Raw genomic sequence first — 18581 nt, 5'->3', positions numbered from 1 at the left:
GAATTGACATGTCAAGAAACAAGGAGTTTGATGAGATCGAGGTATTGGATAAGGCGATGCAGCTTTTTTGGAAACAGGGCTACGAGAAAACATCCATGTCCGATTTGGTTGAGCATATGGGAATCCACCGCAGAAGCTTGTATGACACATTTGGCGATAAGCATACGCTCTTTCTAAAGGCGATGGAGCATTATGAAAGTAAAATAAACTCCTCTCTTGCAGGAGGAGTTAAAAGCTCCAAGACCGCAACGGAAGCACTCCAATTTGCTGTTGACATCTTGATCTATGGGGAAGAGAACGGGCCTTCCGGCTGCTTAATGGTGAATTCGGCGGTTGAGTTGGCAGCGCGTGATGCCGATGTTAATAAAAAGTCTACTGAGGCGTTTACAACAGCAGAGCAAATGCTCAAGGAAATCATTTTTTGGGGGCAGCGAGACGGTGAATTCAGCTCTGAATATGATGCAGGGGCATTGTCAGAATATCTGCATAATGTTGGAGTTGGATTAAGAAGTATGGCAAGAACCTCGATTCCCAGAGAGAAACTTCAACGTATAGCCAGCATATCAATGCAGCTTTTAGAGGAATGATGAAATGAATGTTTGTTGCCACTACTAGAATGATCGTTCTCGTACGTGCAGTCTCTCCATAAAAGGTCTTTTATATGGAGAAGCAACATTCAAATTAATAATCTTATTAAATGCTGAAGAATGGTTAATACTAAAAAAGAGGTGAACTTATAAGATGGGGAAAACTGTACTTATCACGGGAGTATCAGGTGGAATTGGTAAAGAGTTGGCGGATCGTTTCGCCAAGGGTGGATATGATTTGGTGCTGGTGGCGCGTAGTGAAAGTAAGCTTGTGGAACTTAGTAAAGAATACAAAAAAAAATATGACACCTATGCGACGGTCATCGCTAAAGATGTCACGTTACCCGGCGTACCGGAGGGGATTTTCGCGGAGCTCAAGGAGAAGGGGATCGTCGTTGACTATCTTGTCAATAATGCCGGCTTCGGTTTGTACGGGACGTTTTTGGAAACGAACTTGGAACAAGAAATGAATATGATTGATATCAATATAAAGGCTCTGACGATTATGACAAAGCTGTTCTTGCCAGATATGGTCAATCGGGGCCAAGGGGGCGTGATGAACGTGGCTTCATTGGTGTCTTTTTTTCCCGGACCTATGATGTCGATTTATTACGCGACGAAGGCATATGTGCTATCGTTCACCGAGGCTCTTGAAAACGAACTAAGTGGCACGGGCGTGACTGTAACGGCGCTATGTCCGGGACTTACATCTACCGGCTTCGTAGCTCGTTCGGGTATGGGGGAGTCGAAAATGTTCCAGAGCGGCGCTATTATGGAGGCTGGTCAAGTAGCCGAGGAAGGTTATCGAGGCTTCATACGCGGCGATACCATCATCATACCAGGGGCGCGAAACCGATTAATGGCATTCATTCCGCGGTTGCTGCCACGCAAATGGGTGACTCGTATGGTTAGATCCACACAAAACAGAACGGGACACTGATCTGATTTTTTATAAACATGCAAAGCAATGCTAAATCGTCTGCTGACAGCAGGTTTAACAAGCAGGAGATGCGTGCCGCTTAATAAAAAAATACTTTACTGATCGTTCTAAAAATGATATGCTTAGTCCAAGTTAGATCTAACCGTTCTTTTATTACCAAATTAGAATGATCATTCTTCAATATTAAAAATAATGATTCATAAAAGGGAGAGAATCGTATGAAGTACACAGTTATTACAGGAGCAAGTTCAGGAATAGGTTATGAGACAGCATTGGCGTTTGCGGCTAAGGGAAAAAACTTGATTATTGTAGCTAGAAGACTTGACAAATTAGAAGAACTTAAATCAAAAGTTAAGGAAATAAGTTCTGATTTAGACGTTGTTATTGTTACAAGCGACCTGTCGGTCACTGATCAGGCCTATACTCTGTATAACGATTTAAAGGAATATCAAATCGAGACATGGATTAATAATGCAGGGCTTGGTGAAGGCTCCTTTGTTGCTGAACAGAATCTTGAAAAAGTGGAGTCTATGCTGCGTGTTAACATCGAATCCTTGACCATCCTTACAACGCTATATGTGAGAGATTACGCTGATGTAGAAGGTACTCAATTAATTAACGTATCCTCAGCACTTGGCTATGTTATTGCTGTAGGCAGTGTTGCTTATTCTGCATCGAAATATTATGTTAGTTCCTTCACTGAAGGGCTTGCCAAAGAACTGGAACTGAAAGGTGCAAAGTTAAAGGCGAAGGTTTTAGCACCAGCCATCACGGAAACAGAATTTGTGAAAAAATCAATAGATGCTGAAGATTTTGACTACAAAGCCAACATGCCTAAGTATCATACTGCCAAGCAAATGGCGGGCTTCATGGTGGATCTTTATGAGAGCAACGAAGTGGTAGGAATTGTAGATCAGAACTATGATTTCAATTTGAGAGGGCAAATCTATCCGGTCATTTCAGAATTTTAAATCCAGTTGTACATCCGTGCAACTCATTTGAATAGGAGGAATAAAAGTGGAGAAATTATGGAGCAAAACGAAAATCGGTAACATGGAATTGCCCCATCGACTAGCGATGGCACCAATGACACGTAGTCGAGCGCAAGAAGATGGTACACCTGGAGAGTTGGCTGCACTTTATTATGCTCAACGTGCATCCCTGGGACTTCTTATTACGGAAGGTGCACAACCTTCAGATGATGGTCAAGGTTACTTAATGACACCTGGGATCTATACGGAAAAGCATATTGCAGGCTGGAAAAAGGTTACCGATGCCGTGCATGAAGCAGGAGGGTATATTTATATCCAATTAATGCATGCCGGTCGTGTGTCGCATCCTGACAATACACCACATCATCGGCAGCCCGTTGCACCATCTGCAATTGCACCAGGAGTAGAAACGTTTACGGCTACAGGCATGCAGGATATCCCTGTACCACGCGAGTTGAGTAAGGAAGAGATTCAAACGACCATTGCAGATTATCGTAAAGCTGCGGCTGCAGCTATTGCAGCAGGTGCTGACGGTGTTGAAATTCATGGAGCAAATGGTTATCTGATTAACCAATTTATCGGAGAAAATTCGAATATGCGGACGGATGAATATGGCGGCTCTATCGAAAATCGTGCTCGTTTCGCCATTGAAGTAGCAAAAGCGATCGTTGACGAGATTGGGGCCGAGAAAACAGGCTTCCGTATTTCGCCAGGGACCCCTCTTGGCGGGATTCAAGATGGTGAACAGGGACCAGATCTTTATCGTTACCTGACGAAAGAATTAGCAAAATTGAATTTAGCCTACCTTCATATTATGCACCTCGGAAATGATGAATTGCTTCAAAACATTCGTTCCTTATGGACAAATCCGTTGTTAGTGAATCGTGCTGGACGGACACTAGAAAATATCAGCGTTGATATCGATAGTGATCTTGCTGATCTGGCACCTGTTGGGGTATGGTCATTAGCTAATCCGGATTTTGTGGAACGGCTTAAAGCAGGTACTCCATTAAATGAAGCAGATCCTGCAACATTTTATGGTGGTGGAAGCAAGGGGTATACGGATTATCCTACGATGAAAGAATTAGAATCTCAGAAGGGGTAAATATAGTATAGCTTATATGCTAAATATCAAGGTTTCACAAACAGTTTGAAGCTGGAAGTGACTCTCTATTTTTATAACGAAAAAGAGGCAATAACAAAATAGATTTAAACGTAAACGACAATATGGACAGTAGTTTAAACATGGCGTACAACTAAAAAATTGTACGCCATAAATGTATCCGAGAGTCATCCATGTTGTGAGAAAAATGCTTTAGGTCAATGAATATTATATTTGTATAGTTTCTTGGATCAACCTAAAAATCAGTGCTTGATGCATGGATTGCGTTGTACTGCTAGGCTTTTACTGCATTCGGACGTTATAGGCCGATGTAAAACTTGTGGGAACACCAGCTACAGCGGTCAAGTCCAGATGATTCTGGAGTCGTGGGTAGGTCTTACAACAATGGAAATAGATGGATTTTCGTATAAATTCATATCTTTTGTCAAGCACTGGTTTTTGTGTTTTGATCCATCTGCACCTGAAGCTAGCGATAGCGTTCATGAAACGATATTTCGATTAAGGTATTTAGAAAGTGAAAATAATAAGGTGAAGAAACCCAATGAAGGTAACTAAACGGAAGGATGCTGATTAATATGAACACACTCATGAAGGCAGCGCAGATCACCAAGTATTCAAAAAAAATCTATGCCCAAGTCAATGACATTCCAATTCCAAAAATTTCTGACAACGAGGTTTTGGTAAAGGTCAAAGCTGCAGCGGTCAATCCGCTTGAAATGTTGGTTATCACAGGTAGCGTGAAACTGATTCAAGATTATGATTTCCCGTTAACGCTTGGTAATGAATTGGCAGGTGTTATAGAAAGAGTGGGTAAAAATGTAACTAACTTTTACGTAGGGGACGATATCTATACACGTCTCCCACTCAAAAAAATTGGTGCTTTTGCGGAATATGCCGCAATTGATGCTGCCGCAATTTCCCCTATGCCAAAGAACTTATCTTACGTGGAAGCAGCTGCTGCTGCACTGACTGGACTTACAGCGTATCAAGGTCTACATGAAGAACTTGAGGCACAATCTGGTCAATCTGTTTTCATTCCTGGTGGATCGGGCAGCTTTGGTCAAATGGCTGTCCCAATCGCAAAGGCAATGGGTTTAAATGTCATTGTCAGCGGTAACGCGCACACGCGCGAACGCACTTTGGAAATTGGTGCAGACCAATATTTGGATTACACAAAAGAAAACTATGTAGACTTGTTGTCGAATGTCGATTACGTGATTGATACCTTGGGACCCGAACATTTTGACAATGAATTAAAAATCATTAAACCGGGCGGAAGATTGCTCTCTCTCCGTACAGGACCCAATAAACGTTTCGCACAAGACAATAACTTGCCATGGTGGAAACAAAAGCTATTTTCTCTTGCTGGTGCAAAGTATGACAATAAAGCCAAAAAACACGATGTGGAATACCGTTTTATCTTCGTTCGTTCTGACGGCGCACAGCTAAAAGAGATTACCGAAATCATTGAAAAAAACAATATTGTTCCACCGATTCATCCAACACTATTTACAATAGGCAACGTTAATGAAGCGCTGGAACTAGTCGCAAATGGGCGTCCAAAAGGGAAGGTGATTATTCATTTTTAAGGAAAAGATGATGAAAGCAGTCCAAATATACGGCTACACAAAAAAGCTAGAAGCACACATCAACGATGTGCCCATTCCAAAAATAAACAAACATCAAGTGTTAATCAAAACAAAGGTGGCAGGCGTTGACCCGCATCTTATATTAGCGATCACTGGAAAGGTGCGCGTTTTTGATAAATATGATTTTCCTTTGACACTCGGAAATGAACTTTCAGGTGAAATTGAATCGGTTGGCGAAGCGGTGACAGCATTTAAAAAGGGCGATAGAGTATATGCGCTGATGCCATTAGGTACAATGGGTGCGTTTGCACAATATGTTGTGGCTGATGCAAGTATTGTCGCGAAAATGCCCAAACATCTTACTTTTGAAGAGGGTGCTGCCGTTCCACTAGCGGCTCTGACCGTTGTTCAGGCACTTAATGTACTGAACGTAAAACCGGGGGCAAAACTGTTCATTTCTGGTGGAACAGGCGGATTCGGACAGATCGCCATTCCATTTGCGAGATCAAAAAAGCTTTTTGTAGCTGTCAGTGGTAGTGAATCATCTCGGCATTTAGCGCTATCCATTGGTGCTGACCAATTCATCGACTATCAGAAGCAAAATTATGTTGAGGTGCTGGAAGATTTCGACTACGTGATTGATACCCGTGGTGTAAGTGAGTTCAGGAAAGAATTACGTATTTTAAAACCTGGCGGAAAATTATTATCATTGAATGCTGTGCCAAATACACGTTTTGCAATTCAACATGGCGGATTTTCAACGATGCAGAGAGTCCTTTTTGGTGCAATCGGAATGCCGTTTGATATGGCGGCACATATTCAACGAAAAACTTATGATTTCTTATATGTTCAGCCAAATGGCAATCAACTAAAAAACATCGCCCAGTGGATTGATGAAGCGGGCATAAAACCAACCATTGATTCGATATTTGCGTTTTCGCAAGTGAACGAAGCTATTGCCAAAATCGCAAAAGGGACAGCTCAAGGAAAGATTCTTATGACTATACAAGAGGGAGAAACAACAACATAAAATTGATAAATCTAACTTGATTTTATTCAAGTTTTACCCTTGATTTTGCTGATCATTCACTTAAATGTATAATGAATGCATGAGGTGATGAAAATGGCAAGACATAAAGAATTTGAAGTCAATGAAGTATTAGATAAAGCTATACAACTCTTTTGGATGCAAGGGTACGAGAAAACTTCGATGCAAGAATTAGTCGATTTTATGGGAATTCACAGAAGAAGCATTTATGATACTTTTGGAGATAAGCATGCTTTATTTATGAAGGCACTCCAACGATACGAAGCTATTCAAAACAAAAAATTGAGATTATTGGTTGAAAAGCAAGAACCGGTTAAGGAATTAATTCGACAATTTTTGGAGTCCTCTATAGAGAAAGAAGGAGAACCCCAAGGGTGTTTCATCGTTAATTCGGGTGTGGAACTGGGCTTGTTAGATCCAGAAGTTTCTTCCCTTGTTGAAGATAGCTATTCAAAAACAGAGAAGTTGTTATATAATCTCATTCTTATTAGTCAACAAACAGGTGAAATTGAAGCTCATCTTGACCCGGAAGCCCTTTCTCATTTCTTCATAAATGTTTGGTTAGGATTACGTACGATGGTAAAAACAGCAACTGATAAAGGGAAATTATCGGGTATTATTCATACTTCGCTGAGCATTTTAGGTTGAAAGGGTAAAAATATGATTTTAAAAGTCACTGATCTGACTTAAGTTAAAAAAATTGAAAAATTCTTTACCAATAGTTCTATATATGATGTATTTATAATACAGGGAGATGGAATTTCGAGCAATTATTGGATAAATCGATGAGACTCTTTTTATTCTATGGGGTAGCAGAACGGTGAATTCACCTCTGATTACGAGGGTAATGTATTTTTTTCATTTTATTAGAACGTTTGTTTCTGAATTCTTGAGTCTCCCCCTGGTCCACAGCTATTCAACTAACGGATACGAATAGTTGATGAATGAGCGTTCAACATCCAATTATACGCTTAATATGAGGTGATGAGTATAGCAAATTCAACTTCATGTAAGAGGGATTTTTGCGGAATATATAGAATGAACGTTCTAGTTTTTATTTATAGTAGCTAACTTGATTATTAAATGGAATTATTCATTATGGAGTATGAGAAATGGTCGTAGATGATGTTTACCAAGATATTGACACTCTACATTGGCGCAGGCCCCGGCGGTTATGTAGCAGCTATTCGTGCTGCCCAGCTTGGACAAAATGTACTTGTTGTAGATAAAGAATACGTAGGTGGCGTTTGCTTGAACGTAGGCTGTATCCCGTCGAAGGCGCTTATTTCCGCGTCACATCAATATGAATCGCACAGCCACGCTTCTGCTTTTGGAATCGAAGTAGGCGAATCCAAGGTTGATTTTAGCAAGGTACAAGAATTTAAGAACAGTGTCGTTAAGAAATTGACAGGCGGCGTTGCTTCTCTATTTAAAGCAAACAAAGTCCAATATTTACAAGGCGAAGTAACGTTCATTAGCGAAAATGAAGCGCGCGTATTTAATGATCAGGAATCGCTGCGTTACCGTTTCAGTAACTGCATCATTGCTACAGGTTCCCGCCCAATCGAGCTGAAGGCTTTCCCTTTCGGCGGCCGTATCGTGTCGTCGAAAGGCGCTTTGTCCTTGCCTGAAATACCGAAGAGCCTCGTCGTTATAGGCGGCGGTTATATAGGTATCGAGCTTGGACAGATGTATTCGAAATTCGGTACAAAAATAACGGTAATCGAAGGCTCCGACGCTATTTTACCGGGTTTTGACAAGGATATGTCATCCATCGTCGCTAAGAAACTGAAAAGCACGAACGTTGATATCATTACAGGCGCACAAGCAAAAGGTGCTGAACAAACTGATAAAGACGTAACTGTAACCTATACAGTTGACGACAAAGAAGAGAAAGTAACGGCTGACTACTTGCTCGTAACGGTTGGACGTCGTCCAAATACCGATAACAAGCTTGGTCTTGACCTTATAAACGTTAAAATGACCGATCGTGGCCTTGTTGAAGTTGATGAGCAATGCCGTACAAACATTCCTCATATTTATGCGATTGGCGATATCATTGCTGGACCTGCGCTTGCGCACAAAGCCATGTACGAAGGACGTGTCGTAGCTGAAGCAATTTCCGGTCAACCAAGCGTTATTGACTACAAATGTGTGCCAGCAGTCTGCTTCTCCGATCCTGAATGCGCGAGCGTAGGCTTGAGTGAGAAGGAAGCCATGGACAAAGGTCTTAACGTTAAGGTCGGCAAATTTCCATTCGCTATTAACGCACGGGCAATGTCGCTTAATGCTAATGAAGGCTTCGTCAAAATCGTATCAGATGCGGATTCCGGTCTTGTATTGGGTGCGCACATCGTCGGTCTTGAAGCTTCTAATATGATTGCTGAGCTTGCTCTTGCTATCGAAATGGGTGCAACTCTTGAAGATATCGCGCTAACGATCCATGCGCATCCTACACTTGGCGAGATCGTGCTTGAAGCAGCGGAAGTAGCACTCGGTTACCCGATCCACACAGCATAAGCCGGAACGGATAGTTGTTTTGAATACAGAAGCTCTGGCGTTATTCTAACAACTCGGTAGGACAGCTGTTTGACTGCAGCTTGACTGATTTAAGCAACAGCACGGTGCTTGACAAAAGTTTTATATAAAACTAAAATGAAGCTCATGAATGAAACATACATTTTATCTTTAGTTGGCCGCATCCATCGTCAGGGTAATCGGTTTATAGAAAGTGAGCTAAGAGAAAGAAATATTAAGGATATTGCGCCATCACATGGTGATATCTTGTTTAGACTGTATCAGCAAGAAAGCCTTACTATGCATGAGCTATCCAAGCTAATTGACCGAGACAAGTCAACGGTAACCGTTTTGGTTGATAAGATGGTGAAGAAAGGATACATCCGCAAAGAGAAGGATCTCAAGGATACTCGTATATATCGGCTTACTCTTACAGAGAAAGGATACGATCTTAGAAAAGTTTTTGAAGAAATATCTGAATCCCTAATAGACAAAATATATAGCAAGTTCGCTATTGAGGAAAAAAATCAAATCATAGAACTTCTTCGAAAGATCGAGTTCTAATTTTTTTGATGATTTAGTTTTATATAAAACTAAATGCTTGAGTGAATAGGTTTATGAGCACTTTTATGTTAAATATGGGCGCTTAGCATCCCCGTAAAACGTCGCAGCTATTATACGATGACTTTTCGAGGATAGAGGGGGAGTCACATTGGGCGTCAATTTATGGATGCAACTATCTGATTATTTTTTCAATCACTCTAAGGACTATTGGTTCTCTGTAAAATCGCATTTGGAGCTTAGTTTTTGGGCACTACTGCTGTCTGCATTAATTGGGATAACTTGCGGACACCTTTGTGTGAAGCATAAGCAATACGAAAGATGGATGGTAGCCCTGTTTCAAGCTTTGCGAATTATTCCGAGTTTGGCCGTTCTCCTGCTATTAATCCCGATTATGGGGACAGGGACGGGGCCCGCAATGGTCGCATTAGTTTTATTAGCGACTCCTCCCATTCTTATGAACACTGCTGCAGGACTAGAGAAAGTTCCTCCATTTTTATTGGAAGCAGCTTATGGAGCAGGTATGTCAGATCGGCAAGTATTATGGAAAGTCAAATTCCCTCTAGCCGCACCCATCATTCTTGCCGGAATGAAGACGGCAACGATCGAAATCATTGCAAGTGCGACATTGGCTGCCAAAATCGGTGCGGGCGGACTTGGAGGAATTATTTTCACAGGCTTAGGCCTTAATCGAATGGATTTGCTGTTGGTTGGCGGCATCTCGGTTGCCATGCTGGCGGTTGCAGCTGGATTGTCCCTTGATCTCACGGACAGGTTTTTGTTCAAATATAAATTTGTTAGAAAGTAGGGAATGAGAATGAGGAAGAAAATGAAGCCATTCACTGTTATCCTAACCTTTTTGGTATTGGCACTCATGATAGCGGCGTGCGGAGGCAATAGCGCAAACCCAAGCAACAGCGCAACGATTCGCATTGGAACAAAGGATTTCACGGAAAATTTAATTGTTGGAGAACTGTACGCCTTAGCTTTGGAAGATGCCGGGTTTCAAGTGGAAAGAGTCCCTAGCATTGCAGGTTCCGTGATTCATACCTCGCTCGTGAATCATGAAATTGATATGTATCCTGAATATACGGGCACCGGTTTATTGGCTGTACTAAAGATGGATCTCATTACCGATCCTGATGAAGTTTATAAGACGGTGAAGGAAGAATATAACAAACAATTTCAAATCACCTGGCTCAATTACTCCCAAGCGAGCGACGGGGCGGGACTTGTTATTCGTACCGATGTATCCAAAAAGCTTGGTATAACCACCATTTCAGATTTGCAAAAGCATGCAGCCGAGCTTCGATTTGCCTCACAAGGAGAAGTGGACCAACGAGAGGATGGCATCCCGGCATTAGAAAGAGTATATGGAAAAATGAATTGGAAATCATCGAAAGTGTATGACAATAGCTTGAAATATACAGTGCTCCGGAATAATGAAGCGGATGTTGCGCCAGCTTATACAACGGAAGGCCAATTAGTGAATAAGGATGAATTTACCTTATTAGAAGACGATAAGCGTGTATGGCCGCCTTATAATTTAGCTCCCGTTATTCAGAACACGGTATTGACCGCTAATCCTAACCTTGCAGAAATAATCAATAAGGTAAGTGCGGCATTAGATACAAATACCATTACAGCGCTCAACGCCAAAGTCGATGTGGATAAAGAGGAATATGAAGACGTTGCCAAAGCCTTTTACGAATCGATTAAATAAGCGGTTTCATGGAGGAGAACATGTCTCTTACAGCAATTGAGTTCAATAAGGTGAGTAAAAAATATTCGCATTCCGGAGATTACGTGGTCGATCATGTGAGTTTGTCGATCCAAGAGGGGGAGTTTGTCACGATTTTAGGCTCTTCAGGATCTGGCAAAACAACCTTATTAAAAATGATAAATCGTCTTTATGAACCGAATGAGGGGACGATAAAGCTATTTGGCGAAGATATTGCAATGGTTGACCCTGTAGTGGCTAGACGTCGTATTGGTTATGTCATTCAACAGGTTGGGTTATTTCCACACATGACCATAGCTCAGAATATCGCGGTAGTGCCAAAGCTTTTGAAATGGAATAAAGCTCAAATTCATACTAGAGTAGATGAGTTGTTATCGCTTGTAGGGTTAGAGCCGCAGGAATTTAGAAATCGCTATCCGTCCGAGTTGTCAGGTGGCCAGCAGCAAAGAATCGGATTGGCTCGAGCTTTGGCGACGGATCCCAAGATTATGCTGCTGGATGAGCCCTTTGGCGCAATCGATGCGATCAACCGGTTGAATTTGCAGGATGAGCTTTTGAGAATACATGGCGGGTTAAATAAAACCTTTCTCTTGGTCACGCATGATATCAACGAAGCATTTAAACTCGGAACCAGAGTCATGATCATGAACAAAGGTCGAATATGTCAATTTGATACCCCAAGCAATATTGTAAAAAATCCTGCAGATGATTTCGTATCGTCACTCCTTTATTCTTCGAGAGAGCAAGAACGTTTCTGGGAGGGATTGGCTTGATTGAATATGCCATACGCCATCCTGATAAATGGGTTAAGGCACTGCTGGAACATTTGGAAATGGTAGTAGCTGCTACGATTATTTCAGTTCTACTAGCTGCGATTTTAACGATAGCAGCCATGTCTTCGAAAATCATTTCAAAAATGCTGCTTCATGGATTTTCCGTCATTTACTCCATCCCTAGTCTGGCGCTTTTCGCGATTATGATTCCGGTAACTGGATTGGGAACAGGGACAGCCATTATCGTTCTAATCATATACAACCAATATTTATTATTGCGCAATTTTATTGCGGGTTTAACTGAAATCGATCCGTCTATTATTGAAGCAGCTGCTGGCATCGGAATGAACCCTATACAAGTTCTGTTTCAGGTCAGGCTGCCGTTATCCATAAAAACACTTTTTGCCGGAATCAGACTTGCAGTCGTGTCTACGATCGGCATGGCAACAATCGCGGCATTCATCAACGCAGGCGGATTAGGCAGCATTTTGTTCGATGGACTTCGTACAATGAATGTTAACAAAATGTTGTGGGGTAGCTTATTATCCGCTGGGTTGGCGATCGGTGCTAATGCTTTATTGATTCAAATCGAGAAGAAAATATATAAATTTTAGAGTGAGTATGGAAGGAGCGTTTTATCGATGAAAGCGATCGTTCTAGAAAAAGCGTGTGCACCTCAGGATTTGGTTGTGTGTGAAATTCCCATGCCCGAAGTGCTGCCAGGCTGGGTACGTGTCAAAATAAAAGCATTTGGCATTAACCGTTCGGAGATGTATACAAGGCAAGGCCATTCTCCATCCGTTAAACTGCCACGAGTGATTGGAATTGAATGTGCGGGGGAAATAGATGATCCTTCGGATAGTTCTTATAAAAAAGGGCAGCGTGTTGTGTCTTTGATGGGAGGACTGGGACGTGAATTTGACGGCAGCTATGCTGAATATGCGCTTATCCCGTGTACTCAAGTGTACCCTATTCAAAATGAGCTGGACTGGGTAGAGCTTGCCGCAAGCCCGGAAATGTATTATACAGCTTATGCTTCGCTATTTGAATGTCTAAGGCTGAGAGAGGGGGAAACATTGCTGATCCGTGGAGGAACCAGTTCTGTAGGCTTGGCCGCCTTGCAGCTCGCCAAGTCCACCGGCGCAACTGTTATATCGACCACCCGAGATAAAAATAAAGCAGATTTTTTAAAGCAGTTTGGCGCAGATTATGTACTGCTCGATGATGAATCATTAACCGAAAAGCTGTTTGCCATTGCGCCAAAAGGTGCAAATAAAATTTTGGAGCTAGTAGGAACGGCAACATTGAAACATTCGCTGTCGCTCGTGTCAGAGTATGGCATCTTATGCATGTCAGGGATATTAGGGAATGAGTGGGAGATGGAACGTTTTGAACCGTTGGTTCATATACCGACAAGCGTTTATTTTACAGCTTTTACAAGCGAGCTCATTAAAGAAAATTTGCTTGCAGATTTGTTTGCTTTTATCGAGAAGCATAAGATCAAAGCGCCGATTGCCAAAATATTTACGCTCGACCAAATCCATGAGGCACATCTGTTGATGGAAAGTAATCAGGCAAGCGGAAAGATTGTTGTGATCAATCCGTGATTTTCTAAAGAGCAATCCATATCTGGAAGGAACCGAGGAGAGATCGAAATGATGGACAGTTATCGTGCGCGTTTGGACAAAGCAAAAGCGGCGTTGGAGGAAGCGGATACCATTTTATTAGGCGGAGGGGCAGGTTTATCGGCAGCTGCGGGCATCGCATATAGCGGGAAACCATTTACCGACCATTTTGGCCCCTTTATTGAAAAGTATGGCTTCACTGACCTTTACACGTCCAGCTTTTATCCGTTTGCAACAGAGGAAGAGAAATGGGCTTACTGGGCCAAGCACATTAGTTTAAGCCGCTATGAAGCGGGTGCGACCAAGCTTTACCAGGATTTATTTCGATTGGTTCAAAACAAGCCGTATTTTGTCATCACGACCAACGTCGAAAGCCAGTTTGAAAAGGGAGGCTTTCCGCCAGATCGCGTATTTGAGATACAAGGCAATTACAGCTATCTACAGTGTGCTAAAGGCTGCCATAACAAACTTTATTATAATGAACAAATCGTTAAGGATATGATTCAGCAGACCGTTAATTGTCAAATTCCAGCAGAACTCGTACCTAAATGTCCGATCTGCGGCGGAAAGATGGATCCTAATTTAAGAATGAACCGGTATTTTGTGCAGGATGAAAAGTGGCACGATCGGGATACGTCATACAAAAATTTTTTGTTGAATGCTGAAGAAAAGAAGATCGTCTTTTTGGAATTGGGAGTTGGGTTTAATACACCTGGCATCATTCGTTATCCATTTGAAACAATGACTTATCATAATGAGAAGGCTATTTTAATTCGGCTAAACAAAGACCACCCAGAGGGTATGCAGGAAATAAATGCTAAAACAGTCTCATTTACCGAAGATATGCAAGAGGTTGTATTAGCGGTTACGAAATAAAGCACATGTTGAGGGAGATGTAAAAGGGTGCAACTAACATTAATGGAGTATGCTTCTCTCATCCAATTGAACGACCGTTATATACCAGTGCAAAATGATTTCTGTCGTAAAGAGCAAATGGTAAACGATTTATTAGAAACGCTGCTGGAAGAACAACAGCAGGTGCAGAAAACGGTGATTCCCTCTAATTATATGGAAAAACGCAATTTACTAAAGGGGCTTCTCACGGTCAGGGAACCGACACCATTAGCAGTGGACTTTTTAAGCAAGCTAGACGCTCTTTTGCAAACCGAATTAAAAGAAAAAGGGACTGTTGATGTGGATCATTTAGATTGCGTTTCAACTTTGGTACCCCGGTGCAGCTTTAGTCAAGCTGATAGATTCAGCTTATGGCAGGGCGACATTACACGGCTAGGTGCAGATGCAATCGTCAATGCAGCGAATCAATATATGTTGGGCTGTTTTCAACCATACCATGCTTGTATCGATAATGCTATTCACACCGCGGCAGGTCCGCAGTTAAGGGAAGACTGCAAAATAATTATGGCTTATCAAGGCGAGTCAGAAGCTACAGGTGGAGCAAAAATCACAAAAGGTTATAATTTGCCTGCAAGGTTTGTTTTGCACACAGTAGGTCCAATTGTATCCAAAGGAACGGAATTGATAGAGCAGCAAAAGGCAGATTTAGCTGCTTGTTACCGAGCTTGTTTGGAGCTGGCCAGTGAAATAGAAGATATAAAAACGGTCGCTTTTTGCTCAATCTCGACAGGGGTATTTGGGTTTCCTAAGCCAGAAGCGTCCAGAATAGCTGTCCAGACCGTCAATGAGTGGTTGAATACGCATGCCCACCATTTTGAGAAAATCATCTTTAATGTCTTCAGCGACGACGATTACACGGAATACCTCCATGTTTTTCAATCCTGATCTTATAGAGAGGGATGTAAATTTAAATGCCAATTGAAATGAAAGATATAATTTCCAAGAAAATTTTAAATGAAGCCAAAGGTTATTTAGATATTGGATATACCCATTCCTTGAACCCGTATAGCGGCTGCGCATTTTCATGCAGGTATTGTTACGTAAGAGAAATGCCGATTCAAAAGTTTAAAGAGACGCCTTGGGGAGAATGGGTGGAGATCAAAACAAATGCGGCTGAAAATTACCGGAATGAAGTCATCAAGCTGCGTCAAAAAAATAAACCGATCAAGATCTTTATGTCCTCGGCTACTGATCCTTATCAACCAATTGAACGGAAGGCAGCCCTTACAAGGCGGATTTTAGAAGCGATGCTCGAAACGCCGCCTGATCTGCTTCAAATCCAGACACGAAGCCCACTCATTACAAGGGATCTTGATTTGATACTTAAATTAAAGGAGACTTGTGATGTCCTGGTATCCATGACGATTGAAACAGATCGAGAGGATATTAAGCAAATTTTTTCGCCGTATGCGCCTGGGATCAAATTGCGCCTAAGAGCTTTAAGAGCAATATATGAATCCGGAATAGCTGCGCAGGCATCCATTTCACCGGTATTGCCGTTTACTCCTGAGTTTCCTAAATTGCTGAACGGCATAGTCGATCGTATTTGGATTGATACGCTGAATATAGGGGACGGTTCGATGGGAAAGCGTTCAATGCGGCTAGGAATGCCTGAATTATTTGCAGCACATGGGCTGTCGGATTGGTACCGTGGGGATATCCACGGCAGAGTTGAAAAGTACTTCAAGAAAAGTTTCCCCCATGCGATGATAAATGTTTCGAAAAACGAAGCTTTCCCTAAGCCTTAAAAACAATGGAAGTCTAGAAAGGAGTTTCACCATGTTATTTGAAACTAACAAACATCAGATGCACAGATTTACGGAGTTTATTAATACAGCTAGCGAGAAGCTAGCTGATGAGCTTATTGCACCGGGTGCTATCTTCTTTGTCCCCGGACAGGCCGAGCCGATGCGGGGGCCAGCTGGCTATCTCGCGATCATCGGAATGATGCGAAGTGGCTTCCCTGATATAAAGTGGACGTTGGAGGAGATGGTTGCCGAAGGGGATAAGGTGGCTGTACGTTTCATCATGCGAGGTAAGATGCTGCCGATAAGATGGTAGTGTGAGAGATCGGGCCCTTTCAATAGATGAGGTTTTTGAATTGACTTTAATCGAACGAACGTTTATTATAGGCGCATGAGACATAAAGATGAAAATAAAAGTGAGAGCATTTTTAATGCAGCGATCCACCTGATAAATGAACATGGTTTGTCTGAAACTTCGATGTCCAAGATCGCGAAAAAAGCTGGCGTATCTGCTTCAACGATTTACGTTTATTTTGAAAATAAGGAGGACATGCTGAATAAATTGTATTTGAGTATTAAGAAGAAGATGAGTCTAGAAGTGTTTTATAATTATGATGACTCAATATCTTTACAAGCAGCTTTCGAACATGCGTTGAAAAAGTTTATAAACTTTATTTTAACCAATAAAGAAGAATTTTTATTTATTGAACAATTTTCAAACTCACCTCTTCTTCATAAGTTATCTTTAAAAGAAGGAATAGAGATGTTCGAGCCGATTTTTAGCTTGCTTGAAAAAGGAAAGAGTCAACATGTTTTCAAACAAGTGGATACAGGCCTGCTTCATATGTTTATGTTTAGCCCGTCCATGCAATATGTTAAAGAACATTTTGGTGGTCGAATAGAGTTGAAGCAAGATAGCTTGAATGAATTAATTCAAATGACTTGGGATGCTTTAAAAGCATAATTTAAAACCATCAGAGGGAGAAACATTCCAGTAGAATGGCTGCCCTCTGATAAAAAGCATTGATTTTAATCGAATGATCGTTTATTATATAGGCAGCCGACTGATAAGAAATGGGAGTATTATTAATCAGCTAAAAATAAACGAATGTTCGATTTATTAATGACACATGGACTTAAAGAAAGGTCGAAATAATTAAATATAATCAGTTCTCAATAAATCAAATGAGATGAGGAAATGAAATGAATTCAAAATACAATCAATTGTTCGAACCTTTTACATTCAAAAATGGCATCACGATCAAAAACCGCGTCGTCATGGCACCTATGACCACTTGGGCGAGTAATGACGATTACACGATTTCAGATGATGAAGTGAAATATTACAAGAAAAGAGTGAATGGCGTAGGTTTAGTTATCACAGGATGTACACATGTCCAATCGAACGGTATTGGTTTTACGAATGAATTCGCCGCTTATGATGATACTTTTATTCCAAGTTTGCGTAAATTGGCGGATGCAGCGAAAAGTGGGGGAGCTCCTGTTATACTGCAAATTTTTCACGCAGGGAACAAAGCGCTGCCAGCATTGACTCCAAATGGGGAGGTCGTTAGTTCCAGCGATGTAGAGACTGAAGCCACAGCATTTGCTCCTTCCGTTAAGCCTAGAGCACTTACACACGATGAGATATTGGAAGTGATTCACGCGTTTGGAGAAACAACAAGACGAGCCATTGAAGCGGGGTTTGATGGCGTTGAAATTCATGGTGCGCATGGATTTTTACTTCAGAACTTCTTTTCTCCTTTCTTCAACAGGCGTGAGGATCAATGGGGAGGATCACTGGAAAATCGCTTGCGTTTCCCCTTAGCAGTCGTTCAAGAAATAAACAATATTATTAAAAAACATGCAACAAAACCGTTTATTCTCGGCTACAGAATTTCTCCTGACGAATCAGAAGAAGGCGGTCTAAGAATGAAGGATACCTATGCTTTGATTGAGCACCTCATTGAAGAGGGCGTTGATTATGTGCATGCGTCATTGGTTAATGCCATATTATCAAAGCCAGTTGATAGTCAAGATGAAAAAAACTATCTTGAATTAATGGTTGAACATGTAAACGGCAGAATACCTGTAATGGCTGCTGGCACTATGGTAACTCCGGATAATGTTATAGCAGCATTAGATAAGGGATTATCCTTGGCTGCGATTGGCCACGCGTTAATCATGAATCCAGACTGGGTTGAAAAGCTTCAACAGGGACAAGAGTCTGAGATCCAAACCGCGATAAGAGCGTCGCAGGTGAGTGAGCTTGAGCTTCCGGAAAAACTTTGGAACGTGATTCAAGCTTCAGGCCCATGGTTTAAAATCGCAAAATAAAACTTGCAATATTTATGGACTAATAACCTTACATGGATTGAATCTCGACCGGTTGGTAAGAAATAGGTGCCTATCGATTTTCATCGAT

At 41.6% G+C, this 18581-nt stretch carries 19 protein-coding genes and 1 pseudogene; all 20 read left to right on the top strand.

Going from position 1 to position 18581, the window contains the following annotated elements:
• The first annotated feature begins 8 nt into the window (after positions 1–8).
• A complete protein-coding gene (locus AC50Y5_RS10825; RefSeq protein ID WP_494860454.1) occupies positions 9–587 on the top strand; it encodes a TetR/AcrR family transcriptional regulator in 579 nt (192 codons plus the stop codon).
• A 154-nt stretch (positions 588–741) separates the two neighbouring features.
• A complete protein-coding gene (locus AC50Y5_RS10820) occupies positions 742–1527 on the top strand; it encodes an SDR family NAD(P)-dependent oxidoreductase (RefSeq protein ID WP_056040275.1) in 786 nt (261 codons plus the stop codon).
• A gap of 218 nt (positions 1528–1745) precedes the next feature.
• The gene (locus tag AC50Y5_RS10815) at positions 1746–2498 is read left to right on the top strand and encodes an SDR family NAD(P)-dependent oxidoreductase (RefSeq protein WP_056040277.1); all 753 of its coding nucleotides are present in this window, start codon (positions 1746–1748) and stop codon (positions 2496–2498) included.
• Positions 2499–2544: 46 nt separating this feature from the next.
• Complete coding sequence (locus AC50Y5_RS10810) at positions 2545–3624, top strand: alkene reductase (protein WP_056040279.1); 1080 nt, start codon at positions 2545–2547, stop codon at positions 3622–3624.
• A 593-nt stretch (positions 3625–4217) separates the two neighbouring features.
• Positions 4218–5231, top strand: coding sequence for an NADP-dependent oxidoreductase (locus AC50Y5_RS10805; RefSeq protein ID WP_494860451.1), 1014 nt, complete (start codon positions 4218–4220; stop codon positions 5229–5231).
• 7 nt (positions 5232–5238) lie between these two features.
• Positions 5239–6261: an NADP-dependent oxidoreductase gene (locus tag AC50Y5_RS10800; protein ID WP_494860449.1), complete on the top strand. Its 1023-nt coding sequence runs from the start codon at positions 5239–5241 to the stop codon at positions 6259–6261.
• Positions 6262–6354: 93 nt separating this feature from the next.
• The gene (locus tag AC50Y5_RS10795) at positions 6355–6927 is read left to right on the top strand and encodes a TetR/AcrR family transcriptional regulator (RefSeq protein WP_494860447.1); all 573 of its coding nucleotides are present in this window, start codon (positions 6355–6357) and stop codon (positions 6925–6927) included.
• Between the two features lie 464 nt (positions 6928–7391).
• Positions 7392–8799: pseudogene (gene lpdA / locus AC50Y5_RS10790) on the top strand (dihydrolipoyl dehydrogenase).
• Positions 8800–8907: 108 nt separating this feature from the next.
• Positions 8908–9360: a MarR family winged helix-turn-helix transcriptional regulator gene (locus AC50Y5_RS10785; RefSeq protein ID WP_235533262.1), complete on the top strand. Its 453-nt coding sequence runs from the start codon at positions 8908–8910 to the stop codon at positions 9358–9360.
• 148 nt (positions 9361–9508) lie between these two features.
• Positions 9509–10165 carry an ABC transporter permease gene (locus tag AC50Y5_RS10780; protein ID WP_494860445.1) on the top strand — a complete coding sequence of 219 codons (657 nt, stop codon included), beginning with the start codon at positions 9509–9511 and terminating at the stop codon, positions 10163–10165.
• A 9-nt stretch (positions 10166–10174) separates the two neighbouring features.
• On the top strand, positions 10175–11080 hold the full coding sequence (locus tag AC50Y5_RS10775; protein WP_494860443.1) for a glycine betaine ABC transporter substrate-binding protein: 906 nt from the start codon (positions 10175–10177) through the stop codon (positions 11078–11080).
• 20 nt (positions 11081–11100) lie between these two features.
• Positions 11101–11871: an ABC transporter ATP-binding protein gene (locus tag AC50Y5_RS10770; protein ID WP_494860441.1), complete on the top strand. Its 771-nt coding sequence runs from the start codon at positions 11101–11103 to the stop codon at positions 11869–11871.
• Positions 11868–12485 carry an ABC transporter permease gene (locus AC50Y5_RS10765; protein WP_056040288.1) on the top strand — a complete coding sequence of 206 codons (618 nt, stop codon included), beginning with the start codon at positions 11868–11870 and terminating at the stop codon, positions 12483–12485. Before AC50Y5_RS10770 ends, AC50Y5_RS10765 begins: the two co-directional genes overlap by 4 nt.
• A gap of 27 nt (positions 12486–12512) precedes the next feature.
• A complete protein-coding gene (locus AC50Y5_RS10760) occupies positions 12513–13478 on the top strand; it encodes a zinc-binding alcohol dehydrogenase family protein (protein ID WP_494860438.1) in 966 nt (321 codons plus the stop codon).
• Between the two features lie 48 nt (positions 13479–13526).
• Positions 13527–14372 (top strand): Sir2 family NAD-dependent protein deacetylase, encoded by an 846-nt coding sequence (locus AC50Y5_RS10755; protein WP_494860436.1) that lies wholly within the window; start codon positions 13527–13529, stop codon positions 14370–14372.
• 27 nt (positions 14373–14399) lie between these two features.
• Positions 14400–15296: a protein-ADP-ribose hydrolase gene (locus tag AC50Y5_RS10750; protein WP_494860434.1), complete on the top strand. Its 897-nt coding sequence runs from the start codon at positions 14400–14402 to the stop codon at positions 15294–15296.
• 26 nt (positions 15297–15322) lie between these two features.
• A complete protein-coding gene (locus AC50Y5_RS10745) occupies positions 15323–16159 on the top strand; it encodes an SPL family radical SAM protein (protein ID WP_494860433.1) in 837 nt (278 codons plus the stop codon).
• A gap of 31 nt (positions 16160–16190) precedes the next feature.
• On the top strand, positions 16191–16472 hold the full coding sequence (locus AC50Y5_RS10740) for an ester cyclase (RefSeq protein ID WP_081419005.1): 282 nt from the start codon (positions 16191–16193) through the stop codon (positions 16470–16472).
• Between the two features lie 75 nt (positions 16473–16547).
• Positions 16548–17120, top strand: coding sequence for a TetR/AcrR family transcriptional regulator (locus AC50Y5_RS10735; protein WP_056040297.1), 573 nt, complete (start codon positions 16548–16550; stop codon positions 17118–17120).
• Between the two features lie 239 nt (positions 17121–17359).
• On the top strand, positions 17360–18493 hold the full coding sequence (locus tag AC50Y5_RS10730) for an NADH-dependent flavin oxidoreductase (protein WP_494860429.1): 1134 nt from the start codon (positions 17360–17362) through the stop codon (positions 18491–18493).
• The last annotated feature ends 88 nt before the right edge of the window (positions 18494–18581 follow it).

The organism is Paenibacillus sp. JT22N7 (assembly GCF_059383875.1).
This window is presented reverse-complemented; position numbering and strand designations above follow the sequence as displayed.

Coding starts and splice junctions, on each gene's coding strand:
- AC50Y5_RS10775 (WP_494860443.1), top strand. CDS start 10,175: ATGAGGAAGAAAATGAAGCCATTCACTGTTATCCTAACCTTTTTGGTA.
- AC50Y5_RS10825 (WP_494860454.1), top strand. CDS start 9: ATGTCAAGAAACAAGGAGTTTGATGAGATCGAGGTATTGGATAAGGCG.
- AC50Y5_RS10815 (WP_056040277.1), top strand. CDS start 1,746: ATGAAGTACACAGTTATTACAGGAGCAAGTTCAGGAATAGGTTATGAG.
- AC50Y5_RS10820 (WP_056040275.1), top strand. CDS start 742: ATGGGGAAAACTGTACTTATCACGGGAGTATCAGGTGGAATTGGTAAA.
- AC50Y5_RS10740 (WP_081419005.1), top strand. CDS start 16,191: ATGTTATTTGAAACTAACAAACATCAGATGCACAGATTTACGGAGTTT.
- AC50Y5_RS10795 (WP_494860447.1), top strand. CDS start 6,355: ATGGCAAGACATAAAGAATTTGAAGTCAATGAAGTATTAGATAAAGCT.
- AC50Y5_RS10745 (WP_494860433.1), top strand. CDS start 15,323: ATGCCAATTGAAATGAAAGATATAATTTCCAAGAAAATTTTAAATGAA.
- AC50Y5_RS10770 (WP_494860441.1), top strand. CDS start 11,101: ATGTCTCTTACAGCAATTGAGTTCAATAAGGTGAGTAAAAAATATTCG.
- AC50Y5_RS10760 (WP_494860438.1), top strand. CDS start 12,513: ATGAAAGCGATCGTTCTAGAAAAAGCGTGTGCACCTCAGGATTTGGTT.
- AC50Y5_RS10800 (WP_494860449.1), top strand. CDS start 5,239: ATGATGAAAGCAGTCCAAATATACGGCTACACAAAAAAGCTAGAAGCA.
- AC50Y5_RS10735 (WP_056040297.1), top strand. CDS start 16,548: ATGAGACATAAAGATGAAAATAAAAGTGAGAGCATTTTTAATGCAGCG.
- AC50Y5_RS10805 (WP_494860451.1), top strand. CDS start 4,218: ATGAACACACTCATGAAGGCAGCGCAGATCACCAAGTATTCAAAAAAA.
- AC50Y5_RS10730 (WP_494860429.1), top strand. CDS start 17,360: ATGAATTCAAAATACAATCAATTGTTCGAACCTTTTACATTCAAAAAT.
- AC50Y5_RS10755 (WP_494860436.1), top strand. CDS start 13,527: ATGATGGACAGTTATCGTGCGCGTTTGGACAAAGCAAAAGCGGCGTTG.